The sequence below is a fragment of the Sphingobacterium sp. NPDC055346 genome (genome assembly GCF_053645235.1).
Genome location: NZ_JBSHMI010000005.1, coordinates 290,858 through 317,519 on the forward strand (window position 1 = coordinate 290,858; position 26,662 = coordinate 317,519).

Here is a 26,662-nt window from a genome sequence, read left to right on the forward strand (position 1 = left end):
CAATCATTTCTATGAAAACCCTTTTGTTAAAGCTCACTCAAGCTTTATTCTTGCTATTATTCCTTCCATCAATAAGTTTCGGCCAACAGAAACCAAATGTTGTGATGATCTATGCGGATGACTTAGGCTATGGTGATTTGAGTGCTTATGGCGCTAGCAAGATCCACACGCCACATATAGATGCCTTGGCTAATCAAGGGGTCAGGTTTACCAATGGACATTCCTCCGCTGCAACCTGTACACCTTCCAGATATTCCCTGATGACAGGCAAATATCCATTCCGAAAGACAGGAACTGGCGTGCTGCCCGGTGATGCAGCTTTGATCATCGATCAAGGTCAGATGACCCTGCCAGAACTTTTTAAGCAACAAGGATATGAAACCGCAATAATCGGGAAATGGCACCTAGGCTTAGGTAGCCAGGTAGAAAAAAATTGGAATGAAACTATAAAACCAGGACCATTGGAAGTAGGCTACAATTACTCCTATATCTTCCCTGCCACGGCAGACCGAGTACCAACCGTTTTCTTGGAAGGACATCGTGTAGTCGGTGTCGATCCTAATGATCCTATTGAGGTTTCCTATAAACAGAAGATCGGGAACGAACCGACAGGGCTTGAAAATCCGGAACTATTAAAAATGAAAGCTAGTCCCAACCATGGACATAACCAAACCATTATCAATGGAATTGGAAGGATAGGCTGGATGACTGGCGGCCTGCAGGCCAGATGGGTGGATGAGGAAGTAACCATGACTTTTGCCGATAAGACCATTCAATATATCCGTGAAAATGCCAGGAAACCATTCTTCTTGAGCTACCATGCTACCGAACCTCATGTCCCAAGAATGCCTTCTACCATGTTCAAGGGGAAGAGTGGCTTAGGTTACAGAGGCGATGCGATCCTACAATTGGACCATACCGTAGGCGAGATAGTCCAAGCTTTAAAGGATAAGGGGATCTATGAAAACACGATCATTATCTTTACCAGTGATAATGGAGCCGTATTGGACGACGGCTATGTAGACGGAGCGGTGACCCAGCTGAATGGACATAATCCATTTGGTCCATATAGAGGAGGTAAATATTCGGCTTTTGAAGGCGGTACCCGTGTTCCCTTTATTATCAGCTGGCCAAAAGGCATCAAGAAGCAGCTGGTGTCAGACGCTTTAGTCTGTCAGATGGATCTTCTTTCCAGTTTTGCCAATTTCTTTAAAAAACCGCTGCCCAATCAAGACGAATTGGATAGTGAGAATATCTGGAATGCATTTATCGGGAAAGATAAAAAAGGAAGGGAATTCCTTGTTCAATCTGCAGGAACCTTCTCTATTACAAAAGAAAATTTGAAATACATCAAGCCTAGCAAGGGGAGAGCTTTCAATGAACTGACCGGAACTGAACTGGGCAATCATGCCGAAGATCAATTATTTGATCTGTCAAAAGATCCGGGAGAAAAAGATAATATTGCTAAACAAAATCCAAAAGCAGTCGCAGAGTTAAAGGAACTGTTGGAAAAAGTACTGAAATAATATTTGTGGAGCCTGAAGTTCAAAAATTTTGGCATGGGCTTCGAGATTCGTTTTAGTCTTGTTCGAGACATATTCGGAAAATTCGGAATGTGTCTCGAATGAGACTAAAACAAGGTCAAAGAAAAGTTTCTAATAAACTGACCATGGAAATTAAGTAAAAAGGCTGTTCCCCATCATGGGGAACAGCCTTTTTACTTGCTAGATTTTTTAATATTTATAAACCGTAGGCATTGTCATCGTAGTTGATGTCAGCAAGCCTTTGAGTAGGGTCAATCCAAGCTTTTTTCACTTTCTTGGTAACTGGCACTGAATAAGTTGGTTTTGTCCAGAACCAATCCGTAAGGACCGTGCGCTTTACACCTTGGTAAATATCATATTGCTCAGCCGGTTTTTCACCGCGCATTTCACGTAATGGGATGTAGAAAAGTTCCTTGCTTCCATCTTCATATTCTACCAATAGGTCGATAGGCATAGCCAAGTTCGATTTATTTTGGATTTCAATGCTGTTTTCAGAAACATTGGCAATGGCATAGTCAATCGTTCTCGTAGTATTGATAAACAAGTTGAAATACCATTTCAAATTGATTCCAGAGGTCTCTTCCGCTACCCTTTTAAAGTCATTAGGAGTTGGGTGTTTGAATTTCCAGATATCATAGAAATTCAAGAAGGTCTTTTGCAAGTTTTGCTTTCCAATGATATAGCCCATTTGTTCTGCCAATACTCCACCTTTACTATAGGCTTCAATGCTATAGGCAAAGTTGGTATTGTAATAGTCTGCTAATAGACTCATTGGTTCCTCTTTTCCAGATTTAGCCAAGCGATAGTAAGAATTATAAGCTGAACCGATAGGGTTAAGTGCTCTTGCTTTTGGTTTTTCAAACAGTTCAGTGTATGCCAGTTCTTCAATATAACTGGTGAAACCTTCATCCATCCATTCATCGACTGTTTCATTCACACCAAACAACTGTTGGTACCAGGAATGCGCTGCTTCATGGAAGATTACTCCCACTAAGCCTTTCAAGTTTCTACCACCTGTGATCAAGGTTGCTGTTCCATATTCCATTCCACCATCACCACCTTGTACGATCGAGTAGGTTTTCCAAGGATAGGCACCGAAGTTCTCACTGGTAAAATCAAAGAATTCCGTAGCTAATCCTAATGCTGTTTTCCAATTATCCTTAACCTCTTGGTCTGTAGGTAGGTAAATCGTATAGATAGTAGTTCCCAATTTTGTTTTGGCAGAATCCACTTCGAATTTAGGATCTGCTGCCCAAGCAAAATCATGGATATTCTCGGCTTTATAATGCCAAGAAGCTTTGTTGTTTTTGGTTTTGATCTTGGCATTTTTTACATAGCCCTTTACTTCAGCAGGGTTCTGTAATTTTCCAGAAGATCCGATCACGTAATCTTTGTTGATATGGATGGTAACATCGAAATTTCCGAAAGGGGCAATAAATTCACGGCCAATGTATTCGTCCAGGTGCCAGCCGAATTCATCGAATTGGGCCATTTTAGGATACCATTGGGTCATGGAGAATGCTACACCTTCTTTTGAATTACGACCGCTTCTGCGGATCTGTTCAGGCACCTGAGCTTGCCATGTCAATTCAAACTCTACCGTACTGCCATCTTTGATCGCTGTAGGCAAGGTTACCTCGAGGATGGTGCCATCTTCTTTGAAGGTTACATCCGTACCATTGTATTTTACCGATTTGATTTTTTGATATCCGATCTGTTCTGGTGACAGGACAGAAATACGGCTTTGACGAACAGGTTGTTCTTTAGTGCCTATATTGGTGACCATTCTTGCATCCGGGTCAGGAATGGTTTTCAAACGCTCATCCATCATGCTTCCAGGTTGGAAGGCATTGAAATAGAGGTGAAAGTAGACCTTGCTCAATTCTTGTCCAGAATTATTGCTGTATTTCAGGTTCATCTTACCATCGTATTGGAATGTCTTTTCGTTGACATCAATATCCATGGTATAATCGACTTTCTGATCCCAATACGTTTTGCGCTGTGCAAAGGATGTTAGGGAACAAAGAGCCAAGACTAGTAAGCCAAGAGTGTTTTTTAGATTCATAATGCCAAATATATAAAATTTAACATTTGAAAATGACAGGCTTATCCGATGACGATTTCGATTCCGAGGTCTTTGATTGTTTGGATCAATTGTTCGAATTGATCATTGTTGGCAAAAATCTTGTTTCTCCAGATCCGTACGGTGCTCATTTTTCCCTTTTTATGAAAGGCTAAAAGGTTTCCTCCGGATCGGATATGGTTCTTGAGATAGGTGATTTCTGCGATGGGGATCTGGATTTCCTGGCCAAACTTGGTAATGTTAATGTTACTCTTATCGATTACCCAAGTAGAGTTCTGTTTGCTGAAACGGACCGCTGCCCACATGATGGCAGGTATACAGAACAATAGGATCAAGATCTTATAGATTTCTTGTAGGGTGCTAAGTGATAAAAAATACCCAACCACAAAAAGGGAGCCTAGCAATATCCAGATAAATCTCCCTCGATGTAGGGTGTTGATTTGGTAAGTCATGTTTACGGGTTGTTAATGAATTTTCCTTTGGTATTGATGACCCTTTCTTCGGATTCACCATTTTTTAAAACGATAGCCTTCCCATTTTCAAAAGGATTTATATAGCTATATTCCAAAGGAAGAATAGTTTCACCTTTTGAATTAATCAATCCGAAGTTTTCGCTATCTTTTGATATGATGAATAGGTCATCCTCATTGGATAATCCTAAATAGTAATTTCCTGAAGTAATCAGTTTATTGCCTTCAATTTGATATATTTCGTATAGTTCATCCTTTTCTGAAACATAGTATTTGTTGTCATTACTTAAGATGACGTTCTCCCCTAAGGGCAATACGATATTACCTTTTTGATCTGCAAGTCCAAACTTAAGCGAAGTCATTACAATGGTGTAATTCGCTGAGAAAGGAGTGATATATTCAAATTCATTGTTCCAGATTTTATTTCCTTTTGTATCCATCACACTCATCATTCCTTCCAATGAGAAAAGATAAGCATCAAGAACGGGGTCATACTGGATATTATCAAATTTGAATTCAGTCAGGTTCTTACCGTTAGCATCGATCAATCCTGCAAAGTTTCCTTCGTCTACTGCCACAGCTATTCCATTGTTAAATGGTGCTATTGTCAAATAATTCGGTTGGGTGATGATTTCGCCATTAGGATTTTTTAAGCCAAATAAAAAACTTGTTGAATCGTAATATGCGGTCATTCCATCGCCTAGATCCATTTCCGTTAATTCTTCATCGGAATAATCTGAAGGGACTTCAAAGAAATTATCGGGAACCTGGGTTTTTGATATTTCCATCACCTGATACGCAGCACCTAACGCATTTACCCTCAGAGCTAGACCTGGTATTTTATCCAGGTATTGGTATTTACCCCAAAAAATTGCAGGTATCTTATCCGTATACCATACCTCAACTATTTCAGGTTCCCCTGCATTAGATTCATCCTGTAATTCTAAAATTGCCAATTTACTGGGAAATCCAGCGATCATTTCCGTCTTTTCAGAATCTAAGTTTACTCGCAGATTAAATTCACTCTCGGGAGCATATTCTTCCTTTGAAAAACTTTTTGCTAATGAATCTAAAAAAAACAGGGTTTTGTTTTTTGTATCTCTGAGTTGTAAAGTGGGTTCAAAGTACAGGTTATGGATTTTGTTTTGATGCTCACTGACCCATGCCTCCATCAGTGGTTTACCTTCCATTTCAGACAATAGAGTTAGAAACAATTCTAATTCTTCACTTTTACCTTGTCCCAATTCCTTGATGTTGGACTTGAAAGACTCATCTAAGGAGATGGTATAAATGATTTTATAAACTTCTTGTTGGGCAAGAGCAAACTGGAAAAGAAGAGTTGATACAATGAGGGAAAAAAGCTTTTTCATGTAATGAAATTATTACGCAAAAGTCCTCATTTTTATTGATTCTGCAAATTACTGAAAGCAATATTTTACAGTATTTCTGGATTTATTTAAATCAATAATATTTAACCTTGAATTTGTATATTTAATGTATGATTAGATTATCTACCTACCTGCTTTTTTTCGTTTTCGGAATAAATGTGCTTTTTGCTCAGAAGGCTCCAAATATCGTGATCATTATATCCGATGACCATTCTTTCCAGACCATTTCTTCATACGGCTCCAAGATTGGCAGTACGCCCAATATTGATCGTATTGCTCAGGAAGGCTTACTTTTCAACCGCGCCTATGTGAACAATTCCCTATGTGGGCCAAGCCGTGCAAGTTTGTTGACGGGGAAATACAGTCATAAAAATGGTTACCGGGAAAATGAAAAGTCCCATTTTGAGCATAGCCAGAATTCCTTTGTCAAAGAGCTCAGAAAGGCTGGGTATACAACTTCATGGATTGGAAAACAGCATTTAGGGGATACTTTGGAAGGGTTTGATTACTTTGATGTACTGCTAAACCAAGGGCATTATTTCAATCCTGACTTCAAGAACCAAAAAGGGGAATTGACCAGGGAGAAGGGTTATGTGTCGGATATTGTAACCGAAAAGGCATTGAACTGGATGGGGTCCTTGGATGGAGAAAAGCCATTCTGTTTGATACTAGGTCATAAAGCAACCCATAGGGAATGGGATCCAGACCCACAGGATTTTGGAAAGAATGACCATAAGAAATTCCCATTACCAGATAATTTCTATGATGATTACAAGGGAAGAGAGGCTGCTAAGATCCAGGAAATGCAGATCAGCAAGGATATCAAATTAGATTACGACCTAAAGCTATTTAAAACCGAAGAGGATTGGATGAAAGAGTCCAATTTCAGGAGAATGGATGAATCCGATCGTGAGAAATACAGACAATATTATGCGAAGGTAAAAGCCGATTATGCGAGTCAGGATTTTTCGGATCCAAAGAAATTGGCAGAATGGAAATTCCAACGGTATATGACCGATTACCTGAATACTGCTGAATCAATGGACAGAAATATAGGAAAGGTATTGGATTATCTGGATGAGCATCACCTGACCGAGAATACAATTGTGATCTATATGTCCGATCAAGGGTTCTACATGGGCGAACACGGATGGTTTGACAAACGCTTTATGTATGAGGAATCCTTCCGTACGCCAATGATGATGCGCTTCCCTAAAGAAATCAAAAAGTCCAGGAAGGTCAACGATCTTTTGATGACCGTGGATATTGCGCCTACGATGTTGGATTTGGCAGGGGTGCCGATTCCAGAAGATATTCAAGGGGAATCTTTCAGTGCGATCGTGCATGGTAAAAAAGGGGATAGAAAACAATTATACTACCATTATTATGAGGATGGAATCCATAATGTTTCTCCGCATTTTGGTGTGAGTGACGGACAATATAAACTAATCCGTTTCTATAATAAAGTCAATTCTTGGGAGCTCTATGATATGCGCAAGGATCCAAAAGAAATGGAGAATCTCTACAATAATCCTAACTATACTGAGAAACAAGCGGAAATGATGAAAAAGTTAAAAGATGAAATCCAGAAACAGGATGATTCGGAAGCAATGCTTATATTTGAAGCTTCCTAAACTTTTAGAATTCATGCGCATACTAACTTTTATCTGTTTTTGCCTATTCAGCTTGGCAACTTTCGCACAGCGTAAGCCCAATATTGTAGTTATTATTTCTGATGACCATTCCTACCAGACCATTGGAGCCTATGGTTCCAAGGTTGGCCATACGCCAAATTTGGACCGGATTGCAAAAGAGGGGGCTATTTTTACGCGTGGGTATGTCACCAATTCGATCTGTGGGCCGAGTCGCGCCAGCTTATTGACTGGAAAATATAGCAACAAAAACGGATTTAAGGATAATGAGACCTCTAATTTCAACCATGGTCAGAACTCCTTCATTAAAGAACTTCATAACAATGGTTACCAAACAGCTTGGATCGGTAAGATACATTTGGGCAGAAAACTGGAAGGATTCGACTATTATAGTATCCTAACCGGACAGGGACATTATTTTAATCCCGATTTTATCAGCAGTAAAGAAGGGGAGAAGGAAGTCGTGGCAAGAGAGGATGGCTATGTAGCGGACTTGGTGACTGATAAAGCATTGGATTGGTTAAAAGGACAGGATAAGCAAGAGCCCTTTTGCTTGATCATAGGCCATAAAAATACACATAGGACCTGGATGCCGGCCATTGAAGACTTCGGTAAAAATGATCATAAGCAGATCCCATTACCTGAAACCTTCTATGATGATTATGCAGGTAGAAAGGCAGCTGCGCAGCAAGAGATGAGTATCGATAAGGATATGCAGATGGGCTATGACCTGAAGATGTTTGAAAATATCGAGAAAATGCGCGCTGATGGAAATTTCAGCCGGATGACTGATGAACAATTCCAAGCTTACGTAGATTACTATAAACCAATCTATGAGGAGTTGAAAAAATCAAACCTGAGCGGAAAAGCCCTGGCAGAATGGAAATATCACCGTTATATGGTTGATTATTTAAATACAGCCGAGTCGATGGACCGCAATATTGGCCGCGTATTGGATTATTTAAAGGAGCAGAACCTAGAGGACAATACCTTGGTGCTTTATCTTTCCGATCAAGGCTTTTATATGGGTGAGCATGGCTGGTTTGACAAACGCTTTATGTATGAGGAATCATTCCGTACCCCCATGTTGATGAAACTGCCCGGCATGATCAAGCCAAATTCCAAAATTACGGGAATGGTTTCCAATGTTGATATTGGTCCGACCTTCTTGGAATTGAGTGGAACGAAGGTGCCTGCTGATATGCAAGGTAGGTCATTCTTGAGTTTGTTGAACGGCAAGAAAAAAGATATTCAAGATCAGATCTATTATCATTATTATGAGAATGGAGAACATGCGGTTTCACCCCATTTTGGTGTGAGCGATGGACGTTATAAATTGATCCGTTTCTATAAAAGAGTGGATGCTTGGGAATTATATGATATGAAATCAGATCCGCGTGAGATGAGGAATGTCTATGGGCAAGCAAAATTCAAGAAAGTACAGGTTCGATTAGAGAAATTATTGAAGCAAGAGGTTGATAGGTTAGAGGATGAGGATGCGAAGATGATATTATCTAAAAATTAGATTAATGTAAAATTTTAATTTAATTGAACCCTTTTATTAGACTTTAAGCAAATAACTTTCACTTTTTTGTATATTTATTACGGTTCACGTATTATATCTAAAAAGTATTGGAAATATTATTAGTCGAAGATGAGAGTTCAGTAATATCCCTTATTCAACGCGGGTTGAAATATGAGGATTTTCAAATTTCTGTAGCCAATGATGGCATAAGTGGGTTAAAATTAGCTAGCTCCAAGAAGTTTGATCTGATTATATTAGATGTTATGTTACCGCAAATGAATGGGTTGGATGTCTGCAGACAGATACGCAGCTTTGACAAGGATGTTCCTATTTTGATCTTGACAGCTTTGGATCAAACAGAAGATGTTGTAGAAGCCTTCAATAGGGATGCCGATGATTATATGACAAAACCCTTTAAGCTTGAAGAACTCAAAGCTAGGATTCATAGGCAATTACGTAAATCCAACAGTAACAATTCCAGCAATCATCTTATCCAGATAGGCGACCTGATATTAGACAGGTCCAGTAAATATGTTTCACGTGACGGAAAGGCTATTTCCTTGACCGCTACGGAATTCCGCTTATTGGAATATCTGATGGTCAATAAAAACAAGGTGATTTCAAGGATGGATATCCTGGAGGAAGTTTGGGAGATGGATATCAACATGAGTACCAATGTGGTTGATGTCTATGTCAACTATCTTCGGAAAAAGGTCGATAAACAATACGAGAACAAGTTAATCCATACCGTTATTGGTATGGGATACGTGATGCGGAATGAAAATTAAGGTAAAGATCATATTATCCTTTTCCTTAATAGCAATTAGTTTGATCGTACTATTTGCCTACTATGTCTCCTATTTTACCAGAGACAGCTTACAGACCAAATTTTTCCATCGTTTAGAAGAAAATGCCCGCATAGTTGGGGAACATATCATTCAAAATGATGAGTATAACAATCAAATTTATTATGAGGTAAAGCGGAAATACCTGAAGCAGTTGGCAGAAGGAAATGATTATTACCTCAGGATTGTTAAAGGGAGCAACCAATTGCGGATCAAGCCTGACCTGCCTATGCCATCTGAGTTTTATAAAACTGCAATCGAAGAGGGGAGAGCTACCTTTCTCCATAAAAATGTTTCTTATTTAGCCCTGTTTTTTGAGGATAAGCAGCATGCCGAGAACTTATTGGTGATTTCTGAGGGGATTGATGACTATGGACATGGAGAGCAAAAGGACCTTGATCAGACTTTGCTAACGGGCGGTTTAATTTCCTTTGTGTTCATCATTGGGTTGGCTTTTTATTTTGCCAATAGGATACTTAATCCGTTGAAAGTACTGAATGATGAACTGGAAAAGGTCAACATTGCCACCCTTGATCATCGACTTAGCAATAAATTCAGTAGTGAAGGCGATGAAATTGATCAATTATATACTAACTATAATTCCATGCTTGACCGTTTGGATATTGCGGTCCAATTGCAAAAAAGCTTTATTGGGAATGCATCCCACTCCCTACGAACTCCATTGACCATTATCGGAGGGGAAGCAGAACTTGCACAACAACAAATCGACCGATCGCATGATGCCTATCAGTCAATAGACACGATTATACACCATACCAACCGGATGAAGTTTATGATCAAGGACCTTTTGGTGATGTCGAGTTTGGGGAGCCAACGGAAAATTAGAGATATACTTCCTGTCCGTATCGATGAATTATTATTTGAAGTAATTAAAACCGAAACGGAGTTAAACAGCAACAGTAAAGTTCAGTTTGATCTCAGCAATATTCCGGAAGATAGTGATGATCTATTGGTGAAAGCAAACCCAGATCTGTTCTATATTGCCTTTAGTAATATATTGTCCAATGCCATAAAATATGGTGACGACAAAGCGGTAAAAGTTCTCATGGAATTTGATCAGGAGTTTATCATTATTAAAATTATTGATCAAGGAATCGGTATTCCAGAAAAAGATCTTTCCAATATCTATTATTCCTTTTTTAGGGCTTCCAATGTCGGCGAGATCTATGGAAATGGCCTTGGATTAGTTTTGGCGCGCAATATTTTCATCTTGCATGATGTTCAATTAGAGCTTGATACGGAGGAAAATAAAGGGACTACGGTCAGTGTGAAAATCCCTAAACCATCTTTCTAATCTCATTCTAATTTCAGGCTAATTTCATTTTTATATGTTGAAACTATATTTGGTCAGTACCGAATAATTTCGACATGAAAAAACATCTCCTGATAATCCTTTTTCCCCTTTTATTTTTACAGCTTTCCCAAGCTGAAGAATTGACCGATTCTTTGTTGAACGAACAATCCGAACAAGACAGCATTAGGCAAAAAGAACCCAAGGCTTCCAAGCTGATCAATTTAGATGTGTTGCTCCGGGCTGGATTAAATGCCAACAACTTAGGGAATGATGACAGTAAGGTAAATGCCAATCTCGATGATGCGCGTATTTTATTAGGAGGGGATTACAATGACCAACTTTCTTATAAGGTTAGGTTTAGGCTTAACCGCTCCTTTGCACCCACTAGTCAAGACAATGGATCTGCTGCATTAGATTTTGCTTTTTTGAAATACAAATTCGGCAAAGACAATAAATGGTCGGTTACCTTAGGAAAGCAAAGTGCAATTGTGGGTAGTTATGAATTCGAGAATAACCCCATTTATGAGTATAAATTTACAGACTACGTAGACCGTATCTTAAATCTATTTGTGGTCGGAGGAATGCTGAGTTATGAGGTCGATCCCAATCATTCCCTAAATCTGCAGGTCTATAATACCAGTAACCACAGTTTTGATAGATTATTGGCAGACAATAACCTTTCAGCATCTGGGCTGGAAGCATCGAAAGCACCGTTAGGAGCATACTTTACCTGGATAGGAGCATTTGCTGAGAAAAAATTCAATACAAAATGGTCTTATAATATATCTCAATTTGCAAAAGGCAATACCAACCATGCCGTTTCTTTAGCGAATAAGTACAAGACCGATCGTCAAATGATCTATCTAGATCTTCAATATTCATATTATGCGGTTGATCATGCCTTAATCGGTTCCAATGTTATCAATGATTTCTATGCAAGGACCGGGGCTGCAAGAACCCTTTCGAAGGATATCGTTTATAAATCTGCCATTTTAAGGTTTGACCAGTTCTTGGCGGACAAATGGGAGATTGCCTTAAAAGGAGGAGTGGAGACCGCCGGGTCAAATGCGGATGATGAGTTAGGGAATGATTTCAGGACAAACTATACCTATTTCGCTGCCTTACAACATAAGCCATTCTTAACAAAAGACCTCAGGTTCTATTTGGGCTACATGGGAAATAGGGTTTCATACAAAGATGTAGTAAACATGGATAGGCAACAATTTAACAGGTTGTCCCTAGGGGCTTACTTTACCATTCCAGTTTTGTAAAAGAGGATAAGAAAAAAATATATACAAAAAAACATATGCGATTAACACCGAGAGAGACTGAAAAGTTGATGTTGTATCTAGCCGGAGAGCTAGCTGCAAAAAGACTCCAGAAGGGGGTCAAGTTAAATTACCCAGAAAGCATAGCGTATATCAGTTCACAGATTGTGGAAGAGGCCCGAGTGGGAAAGAAATCTGTTGCAGATTTAATGGAGTTCGGCACTAAGTTGTTGACAAAAAGCCAAGTGATGGAAGGTGTCCCAGAAATGATCTATGATATTCAGGTGGAGGTAACATTTCCCGATGGTACAAAGTTAGTTACCGTAAATAATCCAATTCGTTAACCTTTAAAAAAACATAAGATGGTTCCAGGAGAATACATATTGAAAAAGGAGGAGATTATTGCCAATGACGGTCATAAGACCGTTGATATCTCTGTAAAGAATGAAGGTGATCGACCTATTCAGATAGGGTCGCATTATCATTTTTTTGAAGTCAACAAATTTTTGTCTTTCGATAGAGAGAAGGCCTTCGGCATGCGCTTGAACATTCCTTCCAGTACCGCTATCCGATTTGAGCCGGGAGAAGAGAAGAAGGTCATTTTGGTGGAGATCGGAGGCAATAAAGAGGTTCATGGTTTCAACGGTTTGACCAATGGAAAGGTTACAGACTCCAAAGTGAAATCAGCTGCCATGGCTAAAATAAAAGAACTAAAATATAGGAATTCCAAATAACATAAAACACAGTAAAAATGGGAACATGGAATAGAAGAGAGTGGATCAAAGTGGTTGGATTGACAACCGCTGGAACTGCAGCAATGCGTTTGGATGCACTCGGATTAGAGAAATTAGGAATCGATAAATCATCGGTTAAATACATAGATGGCGTTTTACATATCCCTAGGGATAAGTATGCATCACTTTTTGGCCCGACCACTGGGGATAAAGTTAGATTGGCCGATACAGAGCTTTTTATTGAAATAGAAAAAGATTTCAATGTATATGGTGAAGAGAACAAATTTGGTGGCGGTAAAACCATCCGTGATGGAATGGGGCAATCTGCACGTGCCTTGCGTGATGAAGGTGTGCTAGATTTTGTAATTACCAATGCCATCATCATTGATCACTGGGGAATTGTAAAAGGCGATGTGGGTATTAAGGATGGAAAAATCGTTGGAGTTGGAAAAGCGGGTAATCCAGATATTCAAGCAGGGGTGACTGATGGCATGGTGATCGGTGCGTCTACTGAAGTCCACAGTGGTGCCGGAATGATCCTTACTGCTGGAGGAATCGATACGCATATTCACTTTATCAGTCCTCAACAGGTTGAAACAGCATTGTACAGTGGAGTTACGACTTTTATCGGTGGTGGTACTGGACCAGCTGATGGTACCAATGCTACTACAGTTACACCAGGGAAATGGTATTTAGAAAAGATGTTCGAAGCATTTGAGAACATCCCTGTCAATGTTGGATTCTTTGGGAAAGGAAATGTTTCCACGATGAAACCAATTGAGGAGCAGATTGAAGCCGGTGCATTGGGGGTAAAGATCCATGAGGATTGGGGTGCTACTCCATCTACCATTGACGCCTCGCTGAAAGTGGCCGATAAATATGATGTTCAAGTTGCCATACATACCGATACCTTAAATGAGGCGGGTTTCTTAGAGGACTCTGTTGCTGCCATTAATGGTCGTGTGATCCATACCTTCCACACGGAAGGTGCAGGTGGAGGGCATGCTCCAGATATTATCAAGATCGCTATGTACCCGAATATCCTTCCAGCATCGACGAATCCGACCAAACCATTTACTGTAAATACAGTAGATGAGCATTTGGACATGTTAATGGCGGTGCATCACTTGGACAAAAAGATTAAGGAAGACGTAGCGTTTGCCGATTCCAGGATCCGTCCACAGACGATGGCCGCTGAGGATATCTTCCAAGATATGGGTGTATTCTCAATCATGAGTTCGGATAGCCAGGCAATGGGTCGAGTTGGTGAAGTTATTTCAAGGACTTTCCAGACAGCGCACAAAATGAAAGTACAACGTGGTCCACTAGCGGAGGATAAAGGTAAGGACAGTGATAACTTCCGTGTGAAACGCTATATCGCTAAATACACAATAAATCCAGCTAAAGCGCATGGTATAGATGAATACATCGGGTCCATCGAAAAGGGCAAATATGCTGACTTGGTATTGTGGAAAACGAGCATGTTTGGCGTGAAGCCTGAATTGATCATCAAAGGAGGAATGATCCTGAGTTCAAAAATGGGTGATGCCAATGGTTCCATCCCTACACCACAGCCAGTCATGTATAGGCCAATGTTTGGTAGTTATGGACGTGCTTTGCCTTCTGTTTGCTATAATTTCGTATCCAAGATTTCCATTGACAATGGGAATATGGAGAAATTGAAATTGAGCAGAAAGAACTTGCCAGTGAAAAACTGTAGGACCGTTATGAAAAAAGATATGGTCCATAACAGTGCCACGCCAAATATTGTGGTTAATCCAGATACATATGAAGTAACCGTGGATGGAGTTTTAGCGACCTGTGAACCGGTTAGCGAAATTCCTATGGCACAAAGATATTTCTTGTTTTAAGTAATCATGCTGGTATCAAGAGCAATAAAAGGCAATATCCATCATTCAGGCTCTGGAGTTTTCATAAATCCCATAGAATATTTAGAACTGGAATGGTTTGATACAACCAAAAGAATAATCCGGGCATATAGTACAGGTGGGAAAGAGTTAGGCTTCAGGAACCTAGACTCTGTGGCACTTGAGGACGGAGATGTGCTATATGATGCGGATGGAATTTGCATTGTTGTACGGGTATTGCCCTGCTCTTGTATTGTTTTTGAGCCGCAATCGATCAAGGAAATGGCGATTGCCTGTTTTGAGATTGGGAATAAGCATATTCCAATATTTATCAATGACCAAAATGAGGTCATAACGGCATTCGAAAAACCTTTGTTTGATCAATTAAAAAGAGCAGGATTCCGGCCATTGATTGAAGAACGAGTTATTGAAAGGACTGATGTACTAAAGATGCATCAGGTATCAAATTTTAAGAATAAAATAATATTAGTAAAGGAAGATTAAGATGAATCCACTGTTGACCCTCATGCAAATTAACGATTCGGTATTTCCGATCGGAGGATTTACGCATTCTTATGGATTGGAAACCTACATATTTAAGGGGATAGTCAAGGATAGCAAGACTGCCCGGGAATATGCAAGTTCCATGTTGGAGAATAGCTTTTACTATAACGATGCCGCATTTTTCCATAAAACTTGGGAGATCTGTGAATCCAGGGCAACCAAAAAGCGGATTGCGGAATTAGACGCCTTAATAACAGCTTATAAGGCCCCGTTTGAGATCAGAGATGCGAGCAAGAAACTTGGGATTAGGTTCTTGAAGTTGACGGAGAAATTACATCCTGTGGCTCGATGCAGCAGTTATCTGAAAGGCATTCAAGCCAATGAGTACCATGGGCATTATGCCATGGCATTTGCAATGTATGCACATGCGCAAAAGATTGATTATAAGGATGCATTGAGTGCATTCTATTATAACTCTTTAAATGGCATTGTAACCAACTGTGCCAAACTGGTTCCTATTAGCCAAATGGATGCGCAACAGATTTTATTTAAACTTCAGCCACTCATTAATGACTTGGTTGAGAAACAGGCCGATTTGAAGGAAGATCTGGTCGGCAATTGTTGTGTAGCTCAAGATATACGTTGCATGCAACATGAAAAACTATATACACGGATCTACATTTCATAAAACATAAAAATATGCCAGCAAGAAATTACGTAAAAATAGGTGTTGCAGGGCCTGTTGGCTCTGGGAAAACAGCATTGATTGAAAGACTGACAAGGTCTATGTCTGAGGATTACAGCATTTGTGTTGTTACCAACGATATCTATACCAAGGAAGATGCTATGTATCTTCAACAAAATTCAGCATTACCTGCCGAACGCATCATGGGAGTGGAAACGGGGGGATGTCCTCATACAGCAATTCGCGAGGATGCTTCAATGAATATTGAAGCTGTGGAGGATCTTGCCTCCCGATTTCCTGATGCTGAGATCATATTTGTGGAAAGTGGCGGAGATAACCTAACGGCAACTTTTAGCCCTGACTTGGCCGATGTAACCATCTTTGTATTAGATGTGGCGGAAGGTGAGAAAATGCCAAGAAAAGGTGGTCCTGGGATAACCCGATCGGACCTCTTGTTGATCAATAAAATAGATTTGGCTCCTTATGTCAATGCTGATCTTGAGGTCATGAGAAAGGATACCTTAAAGATGAGAGGGGATAGGCCATTTATCTTTACCAATATGATGACTTTGGATGGATTGGAAGATGTAAAAAATTGGATTAAGAAGTATGCTCTTTTAGAGAATTAAAACTCAGTTTTATGGATAGTGCAATTAAGATAAATGCGGAGAAAGAAAACCAAAAAACTGTTTTAAAAGAGAGTTATCACAGTGCTCCCTATAAACTGACTTATTACGGTTCACCTACCTTCCATGAACATCTGGAAATGATCATCATGAGTGCATCTCCAGGTGTAATGGATGAGGATAAATTGACCATAGATGTCCATGTGAAAGAGGCGGCTGAACTTAAGTTGTTCACTCAATCTTTTAACAAGGTTCATCCCATGAAGATAGGAGCGGTTCAGGAAACTCAGATCCAATTGGAAAGAAATGCAATATTTCACTATATCCCACATCCCATAACTCCCTTTAAGGATTCCATTTTTCTGGCTAAAAATGAAATCCATATGGATAAGGATGCTGTGTTGATTTGGGGTGATATTATCTGTTCTGGCCGGGTACATATGAAAGAGTCTTTTGTATTTAGCCAGCTTCACTCCTTGACAAAAATCTATAAGGATAATAAACTCATTTTTATTGATAATCAGTTTCTAAGTCCAGCTAAGCAACCGATCCAGAAGATGTTGTTCTTTGAGGGCTATACCCATCAGGCAACCTTGCTGTTTTCAAGCTCCTTTGCCAAGGACCTGAAGGTTGAACTGGATGAGATATTGGTACAGGATTATGAGGATATAACATATGGATTCACCCAGGCAGCTAATGATGTTGTCATCTTTAGGGCATTGGGGAATAATGGAGAACTGTTGTATGATTTTCTATTGATGCTGGGGCAGTTATGTTGGGAGTTTTCCCAGCATAAAATTGAGGAGCTTAATCCCAAGCGGGAGGTCATTGAAGAGGAGACAGCTGAGGAGGTTCCTTTAGAAGTTCCCATAAAAAAGAAGGCTGCAAAAAAAGCATTCAAAAAAGCAGAATCTATCAAGAAGTTAGAAGTAATAGCCGAATAATATGCATGAACTATCCATTGTCAAAGATATTTTCCAAACCTTAGAACAGGCATATCCAGAAACCTTTAAGGATATCGTCGGGGTAGAGATACAAGCTGGCTTACTGAGTAATATTCAGCCGGTATTGATACACAATGCCTTTGAGGCCTATAAGGAGGAATTTTCAGAATATGCTGACGTTGAACTTGACGTTGAGATTTTACCGATTATAGCATACTGCAAAGATTGCCGGGAGGAATTTGAGGTGAAGTACCATCGCTTTGTTTGTGCATGTGGAAAAGGTTCGGACAAAATAGTGCAGGGTGAAGAATTGAAAATTAGTAAAGTGACATTTAAAAAGAAAGACCATGAGTAATCGTACAGCAAAAAGTAATCAGATGCCAGTAGGCTCTGTGCAATGTGATAATACCTCTTTGAATTTATTGAAGGCAAATGATTTTGTTGCAAAAGCCATTCGCGACAGGATTCCTAATATCTGTGTGATCAATATCTGTTCCTCTCCGGGAAGTGGAAAGACAACCTTGATGCAAGAGACTGGGAAGCGATTAGGTAAGGAATTAAATATTGCCGTATTGGTTGGTGATCCAGAAACCGAGCGTGATGCGGTCCGTATGCGAGAGGTTGGCATCAATGCCCTTCAGATCGTGACCGGAGGAATGTGCCATATCGAAGCGCAGATGATATTGCAGGCATTGGACCATATCGATCTAACAGATGTAGACCTTTTGTTCATTGAGAACGTTGGGAATTTGGTTTGTCCGGCAGCCTTCGATCTAGGTGAAGATTATAGGGTAACGGTATTGGCAGCTACTGAAGGCGATGACAAGCCCAAGAAATATCCAAGGATGTTTTTGACCAGTGAATTGATGTTGGTTTCAAAGGCGGATTTGTTGCCGTATGTTCCTTTTTCAGTGGAGGCCGCAGCAAAAGATGCCAGGGAAGTCAATCCTAATCTAGAAGTTATATCCATCAGCAGTTTGAAGGGTGAGGGTTTAGATGAATGGTGTGATTGGTTAAAGAATAAAGTAGCTGAGAAGAAGGCAATTTCCCAGGTAGTCTAATGATTATCATTGAAAAATTGGTCAGCAAGTCAATTCCTAAACATGATAAGGATGATTTCCTAGAATTGGAATGGTATGAAGTCAATAGGACTTATTTGAACAGGAAAACGGTATCAGGTCTTGCCGTAAAGATTCAGCTGCCTGAAAAGGCGACCTTTCAAGATGGGCAGTTAATCTATCAAGATGCAGAAATTTCCATTCGGATCCGGATCAAAGCCTGTCTTTGTATTCTATTGACTTCAACTTCGATCCATACCGTTGGGAAGTTCTGTTATGACGTGGGAAATCGACATCTGCCGATCTTTCAAGTAGCTGACGACAGGATTGCAGTTTCTTATGATGGACGTTTATTCCAGGCGCTGAAGGAGAAATTTGATGACCAAGTGGTCTTAGAGGAAATGACCTTATTACCGAGTGCAGCATTGAAAGCCTTCGGAAACTTTATTTAAGGAGGGTTAAGGCTTTTGAAAACAAAAAATGGAATGATTAAGCGATTGAAAGTCATCTTACTTTTTTTGGTTCCTATATTTCTTGTTATTTTTTCATTGGCATGGGGAAGTACGGGAGTGTTGGGAATTGAGGAGCTCTATGACCATATTGTTGCAGCTCTTCATCCAACTGGCGGCAGTGGAACTGTAAATGAGAATATGGCCACTATTTTATGGCAGGTAAGATTACCGAGGATATTGTTGACCTTTTTGGTAGGGGCAGCACTTGCAGTTTCAGGAGCGGTATTGCAAGCGATTTTTAGGAACCCAATTGTGGATCCTTTTTCACTGGGGATTTCCTCAGGGGCAGCATTTGGAGCCGCACTTTCCATGCTGGTTTCCTTTTTTTCCATTACTTTTTCTGCTTTTTTATTTGGAGTCTTGGCTGTTGGCATTACCTACTTGGTATCCTATTCAAAGACCAGAACGACTTTGATCACCATGGTCTTGTCGGGAATGATAATTTCCGGGGTATTTACCGCTTTTTTAACGGTCTTGCAATATATGAGCGACCCCTATAAATTACAGGCTATTGTGCAATGGACCATGGGAAATCTACATACAGCTTCATGGGCAAAGCTGAACAGTTCAGTCCTACCCATTGTTGGAGGGATATTGTTGATTATCATCTTCCGGTGGAGGTTAAATTTACTGGCTTTAGGGGATGAAGAGTCTATGGCAGTGGGTGTAAATCCCAAGGGAATGAAATTATTGATGATAGGTTTGGCAACCATGATAACTGCTGCTTCGGTTTCTGCAGTGGGCATGATCAGTCTGTTTGGATTGATCGTTCCTCATCTTACCCGAATTATTTTTGGACCCAATAATCAAATCGGTGTCTTTGCAAATATTAGTATCGGAGGGTCATTTTTATTGTTGATCGACGATCTATCTAGGACCTTAATGCCATTTGAAATACCGATCGGTGTATTTACGATGTTGCTAGGGGCACCATTATTTATTTACTTGATGCGAAAAAACGCTGTAAACTGGAACTAATGGAAGAGTTGATTAGCATAAAAGGTTTGACTTTTGGGTTTTCAGGCCATCAGGTCCTGAAGGAGTTGAATGCTGAATTCCGTTCTGCTGAATTTAGTGTGATTTTGGGAAGGAATGGCAGTGGGAAATCTACTCTTTTTAATATTCTTTCAGGGATGGAAAGGGAGTATAGAGGCGAGGTAGTTTTTGGTGGTATGGAGAGGAGGAAAATCAAGCCCCATCAAAATGCCAAGGTTAGGATTGGATTTATGCCACAGTTCCATCATAGTACCTTTCCCTTCAAGGTATTGGATGTCCTGTTGACAGGTAGGGCTGCATTCTCCAAATTTTCGCCAACCGTTCAGGACAAAGCTTTGGTAGATTCTGCTCTGGAGTCATTCGGTCTGTTGCACCTTAGGGACAAACCTTATACTTCGCTTTCGGGAGGAGAGCGGCAACTGATATTATTGTGCAGGGTACTTTTGCAGGAGCCCTCGGTATTATTATTGGATGAACCAACCAATCACTTGGACTTACATTATCAAGTGGCAGTTCTAGACCATTTAAAGCGACTAGTGAGTAAAGGTACTACCGTGATCTGTATTATGCATGATCCGAATTTGGCCTTGCTCTATGGAGACCGGCATTTTTTGATGAACGAAGGACGGTTGAATGAATTGTCAAGCGATAATCCAAAAGAAAGGATTTCGGCCTTAGAGGCCACCTATCAAGTTAAGTTAGCTGGGGTGGATTATTTGGGTGGGCAACTTATCGTTCCAAGGATTGTGTGATAATAAATCAGTTAAATCCAATAAACATATTATTTTTGAGGTGAATCCATTTGCTAATCAGTATGCCTCGATTTCTTCTATTGTTATTAAGTATATTTTTCCTATCTGATTCTTGCTATTCCCAGGAGAATGATTCTGGGCTATATGGAGAATTTCTAAAAGATAAAGCGAAGTTTCAGTCCTTTGAATCTAAACACAGGAAATCTGTTCAAACTAAAAATCATAGAATTTCATATTTGAAATGGGGTGAAAATAAAGGGAAGGTCTTTGTTTGGTTACCGGGAAGTCTGTTGTCGGCTTATGATTTTTATCCATTTGCTAAAGAACTGGTCAACCAGGGTTACTGTGTCCTTTCAATAGATCATTATGGACATGGATTAACCGAAATACCTAAGGAGGATCTTGATTTCTGGAATTTTGCAGACGATCTTGCGCACTTGTTGAAGCATGAGGAAGTCAATCAAACGGTAATTGCTGGGTTTTCAAGAGGAGCTTATCTTGCTACGGCATTTTATCAGAAATATCCAGAAATGGTTCGTGCCATTATCCTAGAAGAAGGTGGTTCAGTTTCATTCAAGCGTATGTTTGATGCGATGGAGCAAGACAAGTTGGAAGAATTCCTACTGACCGTTGAATTCCCAGATGATTTGAAGGAGCTGTTATTTGCTGCGTATGGTTCAGACTTTGAAATATACAAGAATATAAAGTCTTTGGAAGATTCGGATTCACTTTGGCAATCCTTTGGTTTTATGAAGCGGAAGGAAAAGCAATGGATACTTTATAAAGGATTAAATGAGTATATGCATATGCAGGATAGGCTACATTATTTGCAGGTTTTAAATTCGCCAGAGTCTACAAGTAAATATGCTGCATCCATGGTAAATATTGATCCCTTGAGAATTTATGCAAAACTGGATGTTCCTCTCTTAATTATTGAAGCTAAAGGGCCAGATGATTTGTTTGATACCAGCAAAGGGAATAATGACCTGAAAAACCTACATCCCGATCTAATCCAGCTAAAGGTTTATGATTGTGATAACCATAATTTGCATTATGCTTGTCCGGATCAATTTAAAGAAAACTTGAAATTCTTTTTAGACAAATTATAAAGGGCATAAAAAAAGGCTTCCTTGGTTAAAAGAAAGCCTTTTTTTATGTTTTATGATCTTTTAGTTGAAGATCAGTGTTTTTTCAGGATTTATTTTTCTTCCGAAACTCAATAGTTCATAATGAAGATGAGGTCCGGTTGATCTACCGGTGCTACCAAGTCTTCCAATTTGTTGACCGGCCTCTACCTTTTGACCTTTTTTTACTTTAGTGCTTGAAAGATGGGCGTATCTAGTTTCCCAACCGTTGGTATGTTCAACGATTACGACTTTCCCATATTGCCCTTTATATCCAGCATAAACTACTTTACCAGCAGCTGTGGCCGTAATTGGCTCACCTGTTCTTCCGCTGATGTCAATACCTGAATGCATTTCAAGGCCTCGGTTTGTAAAAGGGTTTCTACGGTATCCGAATCTAGAGGTAATCCTTCCATTATGGGGAGTTCCCAAAGGCACACCTTCCAATTTTTTGTCCAGTTTCTTGACCGTTGCTTCATAGTATTTGATAAGTTCAGGTAGATTAACTTCTTCTTCTACCGGTCCACCAGCGTTTTTAAGCTTCGGCGCAAACTCTTTTAAACCTCTTCTGCGCATTTTGGCATTAATTTGGTTTACTGCACTATCAATAGCATCGAAGGATTTTTGGATTTGAACTGTACTAAGTTGGTTGGTTGCTTCTTCCAGAGCCAAGGATTGCTTCGCTTTTTCGAGCGCTTCAATCTTCTTAGTCAATTGTTCTTCGTAATGGTCACTTGTTGATTTTGTGGCAACATATACAATCGTTGCACATATCAAGCAGATACAGAAGATTCCTCCAGCTAGGATATATTTCCAATTTTTTAAAACAATAGTTGGAATCTGAATCTTCAAGTTCGAATCGCCGTTTGAGTCTAGAATTTCAACGGCAGTCTTCTTTTTTGTCATAGTATTTTACTCTCCCACTTTATGTTAGCCGGGCGTAAAAATAGAGGATGTTAAAATAATTGCAAGAAATTTTAACATTTTATAACTTTTTAAGGAATAGGGAGGGTTAAAATTATCATCTTTGTATTATGTCATTTTCGGAACGAATCTTAACCTGGTATGCTCAGCATAAAAGAGCTCTACCATGGCGTGAGACCAAGAATCCCTATATCATTTGGTTATCAGAAATCATCCTTCAGCAGACAAGGGTTGAGCAAGGGATGCCGTATTTTTTCAAATTTTTAGAGAACTATCCTAATGTAACAAAGTTTGCGAAAGCAGAGGAGTCTGAAATTTTGAGATTATGGCAAGGCTTGGGCTATTATTCTAGGGCGAGGAACATGCATAAGGCGAGTAAGCAGGTTTTGGATAGGCATAATGGGGAATTCCCTACTGATTATCAGATGCTTTTGGCATTGCCCGGTGTTGGGGAATATACAGCTGCGGCCATTTCCTCTTTTTCCAGCAACCAAGCGCATGCTGTTCTGGATGGAAATGTATTTAGGGTATTATCTCGATATTTTGGAATAGATGAGGCGATCAACAGCAGTTCTGGGAAAAAGCTTTTTTCCAAATTGGCTGAAGAGATGTTAGATCGGGAGCATCCTGCGGAATACAATCAGGCAATAATGGATTTTGGTGCCCTGCAATGTAAGCCCAAGAATCCAAATTGTGAAGATTGCATCTTGAGGTTAGATTGTAGGGCCTATGAAGAGGGTTTAGTTGATAGATTGCCGGTTAAACTAAAAGGAAAAAAAAGTAGAGATAGGTATTTTCATTACTTTATAATTGAAAAAGAGGGGTCTGTTTTGATGTCACAACGATCCGAAGGAGATGTTTGGGCCAATTTGTATGAGTTTCCGTTGATAGAGAGTGAAGGGGATTTGAATGTAGCAGAATTGGTACAATTAGAAGAGTACAGGAATAATTTTGGGGAAACAGTTCCTAAAATGATAAAAGGGCAAGTGAAGCATATTTTAAGCCATCAGAATATTTTTGCCCGCTTTTATAGCCTTGATATGGATAATCGGGAATTGGTCAAAAAAAGCTTTTGGAATTATTTTTTATTAGAAAAATTAGATACATTAGCTAAACATAAACTGATTAGTTCCTTTGTGGAACATTATTTTTAGTGCTCACTAAATCCTAAATTATTGTATGTCGGGAGTAAATAAAGTTATTTTAGTTGGTCATCTTGGAAAAGACCCAGAAATCCGCTATTTAGAAGGAAATGTAAGTGTTGCTAGTTTTCCGTTGGCAACTTCGGAGACTTTCAACAAGGATGGCCGTCGTGTAGAGCAGACTGAATGGCACAACATCGTATTGTGGCGCGGTCTGGCAGATGTTGCGGTAAAGTACCTGAGTAAAGGGAAATTGGTCTACATAGAAGGGAAATTGAGGACACGTTCTTATGAAGATAAAGAAGGTATCCGTCGCTATACGACAGAGATCGTAGCAGAGAGTTTTAATTTATTGGGTAGACGTTCTGATTTTGAGCCTCAAAGCCCACAACAGAGTGCCACGAGTGGAGCCCCCACTAGCAGTGAACCAAAGGAACAAGCCGTCGACTTTACAGAGAATGACGACGATAGTGATGGTCTACCATTTTAATCTACCTAATTAAATATTGTACCATTTCATTTATTTTTTAAAATTGCTGTATCTTTGACACATGTTGCAAGATAAGATAACGCAGTATACTGAAGAGATAAAGGCATTTGCGCCAAGTTCAGCCCAAGATGTTGAAGCATTTAGATTAAAGTTTTTGGTGTATAAAGGCATCGTGAAAAACCTGTTTGAAGAGTTCAAGACGGTATCCTCGGATGAAAAGAGGGTTTTAGGAAAAGTATTGAATGAGTTCAAGCAGTTTGCTGAAAATACATTTAAAGAGGCATCGGAACAATTTGCAGATCAATCTGAAGGTCAATCGGCAAATCCTGAAGGAGATTTGACTTTACCAGGTCCAGGCTTCACCTTGGGATCTAGACACCCACTTTCCTTAGTAAGAAAAGAGATTGTTGAGATTTTCAAGAAGTTGGGCTTTGTAGTTGCTGAAGGAAATGAGATTGAGGATGATTGGCATAACTTCTCAGCGTTAAATTTTGCTCCAGAGCATCCAGCTAGGGATATGCAGGATACATTCTTTATCAAGAAGCAAGATGGAAATGATGTTGTGCTTCGTACGCATACCTCCTCGGTTCAGGTTCGATTGATGGAAGCAGGGAAACCTCCCTTCCGCGCTTTGATGCCGGGAAGAGTATACCGTAATGAAGCAATATCTGCGAGAGCGCATTGTTTCTTCCACCAAATCGAAGGATTATATGTGGATGAGAATGTGTCGTTTGCTGATTTGAAACAGACATTATATCACTTTGTGAAAGAATTGTACGGAGAAGACACAAAAGTGAGGTTCCGTCCATCTTATTTCCCTTTTACTGAACCTTCAGCTGAAATGGATATTTCCTGTACCATCTGTAAAGGGGCAGGTTGCCAGATGTGTAAATATTCAGGTTGGGTAGAGATCCTTGGTTGTGGTATGGTAGATCCGAACGTGTTGGATAATTGTGGAATCGACAGTAAGAAATATTCAGGCTTTGCCTTCGGTATGGGTATCGAAAGGATCACAAACCTGAAGTATGAGATCCGCGACCTGCGTTTGTTCTCAGAAAACGATGTTCGTTTCTTATCTCAATTTGAGACAGAGATTATTTAAACCAATTGGTTTGTATTCTACCCGAGATTTTAAGGGTCTTGGGTAGAATCATATAAAAAGTTGAATCCCAAATTCAAAAAAAACAGCTTCATGGAAGACAAAGTGGTTATAGCAATAAAGAAATCTGCAAGAGATCTATTTAGGAAATATGGCTATAATAAAACCAGTGTTAATGAGCTGGCCAAGAATGCTTCCATTGCTAAAGCAACCTTCTATAAATATTTCGCAAGTAAGGAGTTGATTTTACATGAGGTCCTGATGGATTATATCCAGGACAATGTCTATGATATCCTGAACAAGAACGTGAAAGAAAAAGACCTGGCACTTTTCCTTGCCAATACCATTTTGAGGGTTAGCCGTGTAACCTATACGGTCTGTAATGAATTTGTTGGTTGGGAATTTATCCGTGAGTCGGTCAATGCCCAGGAGTACCTTAAACTTCTTTCGGATGACCTGGAGTTTCTATTGCTGCGTTCGTTTATGCAGAATGAAACCATTGCCAATATGATTCCCGAAGAACGATTGACCTTCCTTATTAAAACTTCCAAAAACATTGTATTTTCTTTCGCATTTACTGCTGTATCTGAGGCCGATGTGCGTAAGAATTTTATTTCCTTCCAGAAAGAAATCCTTCCCTATTTAGTTGAAGCTACTCTTTTGGAGTCTAAGAAAGAGGCTTTAGATATAAGACAATAGGCACATTATAGGGCTTTGGGGCAATGTAGTTAAGTTAAGAAATAATCATTATGCAGATTCTTCATTACTTCTGAAGGCCAAAAGTAACCAAAAGGCTTCGGCTCATTTAAGATGGCTTTTCGCACAGTCATTCACACAAGAAAAGAATGCCTTGATGTCGAGGATGCCGTTCTTCAAAATTCTCCCTTTAGATGGGAGAATTTCTTGAAAGCATCCAAGGCCAATCCCATCGCACACAGCAACGGCATTCTTTCCATTTTTCCGCCATTGGAAATGAGCCGAGAGATATGGGACTTCCTTCGGAAGAATGGGCGTTTGTTTTGAGAAGACCCTATAAAATTGTGACCTCAAAAAAGAAAATCCTTAACTTAATGACAATAGTCTTTGGGGCCAGTCGTATAGCCCTACGCAATCA

At 39.7% G+C, this 26,662-nt stretch carries 27 protein-coding genes; 23 read left to right on the plus strand and 4 right to left on the minus strand.

Features of this window, described 5'->3' with window-relative positions:
* Positions 1-11: 11 nt before the first annotated feature.
* Positions 12-1,526: a sulfatase-like hydrolase/transferase gene (locus ACWICE_RS12260; RefSeq protein WP_454290969.1), complete on the plus strand. Its 1,515-nt coding sequence runs from the start codon at positions 12-14 to the stop codon at positions 1,524-1,526.
* Positions 1,527-1,740: 214 nt separating this feature from the next.
* On the opposite strand, the gene ACWICE_RS12265 is transcribed toward ACWICE_RS12260, so the two are convergent.
* The 3 genes from ACWICE_RS12265 to ACWICE_RS12275 are packed head-to-tail and all read right to left on the minus strand — an operon-like array spanning position 1,741 to position 5,467.
* Positions 1,741-3,609 carry a M1 family metallopeptidase gene (locus ACWICE_RS12265; protein WP_454290970.1) on the minus strand — a complete coding sequence of 623 codons (1,869 nt, stop codon included), beginning with the start codon at positions 3,607-3,609 and terminating at the stop codon, positions 1,741-1,743.
* A gap of 41 nt (positions 3,610-3,650) precedes the next feature.
* Positions 3,651-4,079 (minus strand): hypothetical protein, encoded by a 429-nt coding sequence (locus tag ACWICE_RS12270; RefSeq protein ID WP_454290971.1) that lies wholly within the window; start codon positions 4,077-4,079, stop codon positions 3,651-3,653.
* 2 nt (positions 4,080-4,081) lie between these two features.
* Positions 4,082-5,467 carry a WG repeat-containing protein gene (locus tag ACWICE_RS12275; RefSeq protein ID WP_454290972.1) on the minus strand — a complete coding sequence of 462 codons (1,386 nt, stop codon included), beginning with the start codon at positions 5,465-5,467 and terminating at the stop codon, positions 4,082-4,084.
* 128 nt (positions 5,468-5,595) lie between these two features.
* Between ACWICE_RS12275 and ACWICE_RS12280 the strand changes: the two genes are divergently transcribed.
* From ACWICE_RS12280 to ACWICE_RS12365, 18 genes are all read left to right on the plus strand, one after another.
* Positions 5,596-7,119: a sulfatase family protein gene (locus ACWICE_RS12280; RefSeq protein WP_254528918.1), complete on the plus strand. Its 1,524-nt coding sequence runs from the start codon at positions 5,596-5,598 to the stop codon at positions 7,117-7,119.
* Between the two features lie 13 nt (positions 7,120-7,132).
* Positions 7,133-8,662 (plus strand): sulfatase family protein, encoded by a 1,530-nt coding sequence (locus tag ACWICE_RS12285; protein WP_454290973.1) that lies wholly within the window; start codon positions 7,133-7,135, stop codon positions 8,660-8,662.
* 107 nt (positions 8,663-8,769) lie between these two features.
* The gene (locus ACWICE_RS12290; protein WP_185217416.1) at positions 8,770-9,450 is read left to right on the plus strand and encodes a response regulator transcription factor; all 681 of its coding nucleotides are present in this window, start codon (positions 8,770-8,772) and stop codon (positions 9,448-9,450) included.
* Positions 9,440-10,822 (plus strand): sensor histidine kinase, encoded by a 1,383-nt coding sequence (locus ACWICE_RS12295; protein ID WP_454290974.1) that lies wholly within the window; start codon positions 9,440-9,442, stop codon positions 10,820-10,822. The genes ACWICE_RS12290 and ACWICE_RS12295 overlap by 11 nt, the downstream gene beginning before the upstream one ends.
* 74 nt (positions 10,823-10,896) lie before the next feature.
* Positions 10,897-12,093 (plus strand): porin, encoded by a 1,197-nt coding sequence (locus ACWICE_RS12300; RefSeq protein WP_454298496.1) that lies wholly within the window; start codon positions 10,897-10,899, stop codon positions 12,091-12,093.
* Between the two features lie 35 nt (positions 12,094-12,128).
* Positions 12,129-12,434: an urease subunit gamma gene (gene ureA, locus ACWICE_RS12305; RefSeq protein WP_185213066.1), complete on the plus strand. Its 306-nt coding sequence runs from the start codon at positions 12,129-12,131 to the stop codon at positions 12,432-12,434.
* Positions 12,435-12,452: 18 nt separating this feature from the next.
* Complete coding sequence (ureB, locus tag ACWICE_RS12310) at positions 12,453-12,824, plus strand: urease subunit beta (protein ID WP_454298497.1); 372 nt, start codon at positions 12,453-12,455, stop codon at positions 12,822-12,824.
* A gap of 17 nt (positions 12,825-12,841) precedes the next feature.
* A complete protein-coding gene (gene ureC / locus ACWICE_RS12315) occupies positions 12,842-14,695 on the plus strand; it encodes an urease subunit alpha (protein WP_185213064.1) in 1,854 nt (617 codons plus the stop codon).
* 6 nt (positions 14,696-14,701) lie between these two features.
* A complete protein-coding gene (locus ACWICE_RS12320) occupies positions 14,702-15,196 on the plus strand; it encodes an urease accessory protein UreE (RefSeq protein ID WP_185217411.1) in 495 nt (164 codons plus the stop codon).
* Positions 15,197-15,218: 22 nt separating this feature from the next.
* Positions 15,219-15,884: an urease accessory protein UreF gene (locus tag ACWICE_RS12325; RefSeq protein WP_237219506.1), complete on the plus strand. Its 666-nt coding sequence runs from the start codon at positions 15,219-15,221 to the stop codon at positions 15,882-15,884.
* An 11-nt stretch (positions 15,885-15,895) separates the two neighbouring features.
* Positions 15,896-16,510, plus strand: a complete 615-nt coding sequence (gene ureG, locus ACWICE_RS12330; RefSeq protein WP_093099259.1) for an urease accessory protein UreG — start codon at positions 15,896-15,898, stop codon at positions 16,508-16,510.
* A gap of 11 nt (positions 16,511-16,521) precedes the next feature.
* A complete protein-coding gene (locus ACWICE_RS12335) occupies positions 16,522-17,451 on the plus strand; it encodes an urease accessory protein UreD (RefSeq protein ID WP_454290976.1) in 930 nt (309 codons plus the stop codon).
* Position 17,452: 1 nt separating this feature from the next.
* The gene (locus tag ACWICE_RS12340; RefSeq protein ID WP_185213060.1) at positions 17,453-17,806 is read left to right on the plus strand and encodes a hydrogenase maturation nickel metallochaperone HypA/HybF; all 354 of its coding nucleotides are present in this window, start codon (positions 17,453-17,455) and stop codon (positions 17,804-17,806) included.
* Entirely contained in the window at positions 17,799-18,512 is a 714-nt protein-coding gene (gene hypB, locus ACWICE_RS12345; RefSeq protein WP_185213059.1) for a hydrogenase nickel incorporation protein HypB, read from the plus strand. The genes ACWICE_RS12340 and hypB overlap by 8 nt, the downstream gene beginning before the upstream one ends.
* Positions 18,512-18,961: an urease accessory protein UreE gene (locus ACWICE_RS12350; RefSeq protein ID WP_185217408.1), complete on the plus strand. Its 450-nt coding sequence runs from the start codon at positions 18,512-18,514 to the stop codon at positions 18,959-18,961. The genes hypB and ACWICE_RS12350 overlap by 1 nt, the downstream gene beginning before the upstream one ends.
* A 33-nt stretch (positions 18,962-18,994) precedes the next feature.
* Complete coding sequence (locus ACWICE_RS12355; RefSeq protein WP_185213057.1) at positions 18,995-19,999, plus strand: FecCD family ABC transporter permease; 1,005 nt, start codon at positions 18,995-18,997, stop codon at positions 19,997-19,999.
* On the plus strand, positions 19,999-20,769 hold the full coding sequence (locus ACWICE_RS12360) for an ABC transporter ATP-binding protein (protein ID WP_454290977.1): 771 nt from the start codon (positions 19,999-20,001) through the stop codon (positions 20,767-20,769). The genes ACWICE_RS12355 and ACWICE_RS12360 overlap by 1 nt, the downstream gene beginning before the upstream one ends.
* Positions 20,770-21,005: 236 nt before the next feature.
* On the plus strand, positions 21,006-21,878 hold the full coding sequence (locus ACWICE_RS12365; protein ID WP_454290978.1) for an alpha/beta fold hydrolase: 873 nt from the start codon (positions 21,006-21,008) through the stop codon (positions 21,876-21,878).
* A 60-nt stretch (positions 21,879-21,938) separates the two neighbouring features.
* Here ACWICE_RS12365 and ACWICE_RS12370 read toward each other — a convergent pair whose 3' ends face one another.
* On the minus strand, positions 21,939-22,799 hold the full coding sequence (locus ACWICE_RS12370; protein ID WP_185213054.1) for a M23 family metallopeptidase: 861 nt from the start codon (positions 22,797-22,799) through the stop codon (positions 21,939-21,941).
* Positions 22,800-22,927: 128 nt separating this feature from the next.
* Between ACWICE_RS12370 and mutY the strand changes: the two genes are divergently transcribed.
* From mutY to ACWICE_RS12390, 4 genes are all read left to right on the plus strand, one after another.
* A complete protein-coding gene (mutY, locus tag ACWICE_RS12375) occupies positions 22,928-23,971 on the plus strand; it encodes an A/G-specific adenine glycosylase (RefSeq protein WP_454290979.1) in 1,044 nt (347 codons plus the stop codon).
* Between the two features lie 25 nt (positions 23,972-23,996).
* Positions 23,997-24,449, plus strand: a complete 453-nt coding sequence (locus tag ACWICE_RS12380) for a single-stranded DNA-binding protein (RefSeq protein WP_185213052.1) — start codon at positions 23,997-23,999, stop codon at positions 24,447-24,449.
* 61 nt (positions 24,450-24,510) lie between these two features.
* The gene (gene pheS, locus ACWICE_RS12385) at positions 24,511-25,551 is read left to right on the plus strand and encodes a phenylalanine--tRNA ligase subunit alpha (RefSeq protein WP_454290980.1); all 1,041 of its coding nucleotides are present in this window, start codon (positions 24,511-24,513) and stop codon (positions 25,549-25,551) included.
* Positions 25,552-25,641: 90 nt separating this feature from the next.
* Positions 25,642-26,247 carry a TetR/AcrR family transcriptional regulator gene (locus ACWICE_RS12390; RefSeq protein ID WP_454290981.1) on the plus strand — a complete coding sequence of 202 codons (606 nt, stop codon included), beginning with the start codon at positions 25,642-25,644 and terminating at the stop codon, positions 26,245-26,247.
* Positions 26,248-26,662: the final 415 nt, after the last annotated feature.

Coding starts and splice junctions, on each gene's coding strand:
- ACWICE_RS12325 (WP_237219506.1), top strand. CDS start 15,219: ATGCAAATTAACGATTCGGTATTTCCGATCGGAGGATTTACGCATTCT.
- ACWICE_RS12350 (WP_185217408.1), top strand. CDS start 18,512: ATGATTATCATTGAAAAATTGGTCAGCAAGTCAATTCCTAAACATGAT.
- ACWICE_RS12390 (WP_454290981.1), top strand. CDS start 25,642: ATGGAAGACAAAGTGGTTATAGCAATAAAGAAATCTGCAAGAGATCTA.
- pheS (WP_454290980.1), top strand. CDS start 24,511: ATGTTGCAAGATAAGATAACGCAGTATACTGAAGAGATAAAGGCATTT.
- ACWICE_RS12300 (WP_454298496.1), top strand. CDS start 10,897: ATGAAAAAACATCTCCTGATAATCCTTTTTCCCCTTTTATTTTTACAG.
- ACWICE_RS12340 (WP_185213060.1), top strand. CDS start 17,453: ATGCATGAACTATCCATTGTCAAAGATATTTTCCAAACCTTAGAACAG.
- hypB (WP_185213059.1), top strand. CDS start 17,799: ATGAGTAATCGTACAGCAAAAAGTAATCAGATGCCAGTAGGCTCTGTG.
- ACWICE_RS12355 (WP_185213057.1), top strand. CDS start 18,995: ATGATTAAGCGATTGAAAGTCATCTTACTTTTTTTGGTTCCTATATTT.
- ACWICE_RS12270 (WP_454290971.1), bottom strand. CDS start 4,079: ATGACTTACCAAATCAACACCCTACATCGAGGGAGATTTATCTGGATA.
- mutY (WP_454290979.1), top strand. CDS start 22,928: ATGTCATTTTCGGAACGAATCTTAACCTGGTATGCTCAGCATAAAAGA.
- ureB (WP_454298497.1), top strand. CDS start 12,453: ATGGTTCCAGGAGAATACATATTGAAAAAGGAGGAGATTATTGCCAAT.
- ACWICE_RS12285 (WP_454290973.1), top strand. CDS start 7,133: ATGCGCATACTAACTTTTATCTGTTTTTGCCTATTCAGCTTGGCAACT.
- ACWICE_RS12360 (WP_454290977.1), top strand. CDS start 19,999: ATGGAAGAGTTGATTAGCATAAAAGGTTTGACTTTTGGGTTTTCAGGC.
- ACWICE_RS12370 (WP_185213054.1), bottom strand. CDS start 22,799: ATGACAAAAAAGAAGACTGCCGTTGAAATTCTAGACTCAAACGGCGAT.
- ureG (WP_093099259.1), top strand. CDS start 15,896: ATGCCAGCAAGAAATTACGTAAAAATAGGTGTTGCAGGGCCTGTTGGC.
- ACWICE_RS12295 (WP_454290974.1), top strand. CDS start 9,440: ATGAAAATTAAGGTAAAGATCATATTATCCTTTTCCTTAATAGCAATT.
- ureC (WP_185213064.1), top strand. CDS start 12,842: ATGGGAACATGGAATAGAAGAGAGTGGATCAAAGTGGTTGGATTGACA.
- ACWICE_RS12260 (WP_454290969.1), top strand. CDS start 12: ATGAAAACCCTTTTGTTAAAGCTCACTCAAGCTTTATTCTTGCTATTA.
- ACWICE_RS12335 (WP_454290976.1), top strand. CDS start 16,522: ATGGATAGTGCAATTAAGATAAATGCGGAGAAAGAAAACCAAAAAACT.
- ACWICE_RS12275 (WP_454290972.1), bottom strand. CDS start 5,467: ATGAAAAAGCTTTTTTCCCTCATTGTATCAACTCTTCTTTTCCAGTTT.
- ureA (WP_185213066.1), top strand. CDS start 12,129: ATGCGATTAACACCGAGAGAGACTGAAAAGTTGATGTTGTATCTAGCC.
- ACWICE_RS12280 (WP_254528918.1), top strand. CDS start 5,596: ATGATTAGATTATCTACCTACCTGCTTTTTTTCGTTTTCGGAATAAAT.
- ACWICE_RS12320 (WP_185217411.1), top strand. CDS start 14,702: ATGCTGGTATCAAGAGCAATAAAAGGCAATATCCATCATTCAGGCTCT.
- ACWICE_RS12380 (WP_185213052.1), top strand. CDS start 23,997: ATGTCGGGAGTAAATAAAGTTATTTTAGTTGGTCATCTTGGAAAAGAC.
- ACWICE_RS12265 (WP_454290970.1), bottom strand. CDS start 3,609: ATGAATCTAAAAAACACTCTTGGCTTACTAGTCTTGGCTCTTTGTTCC.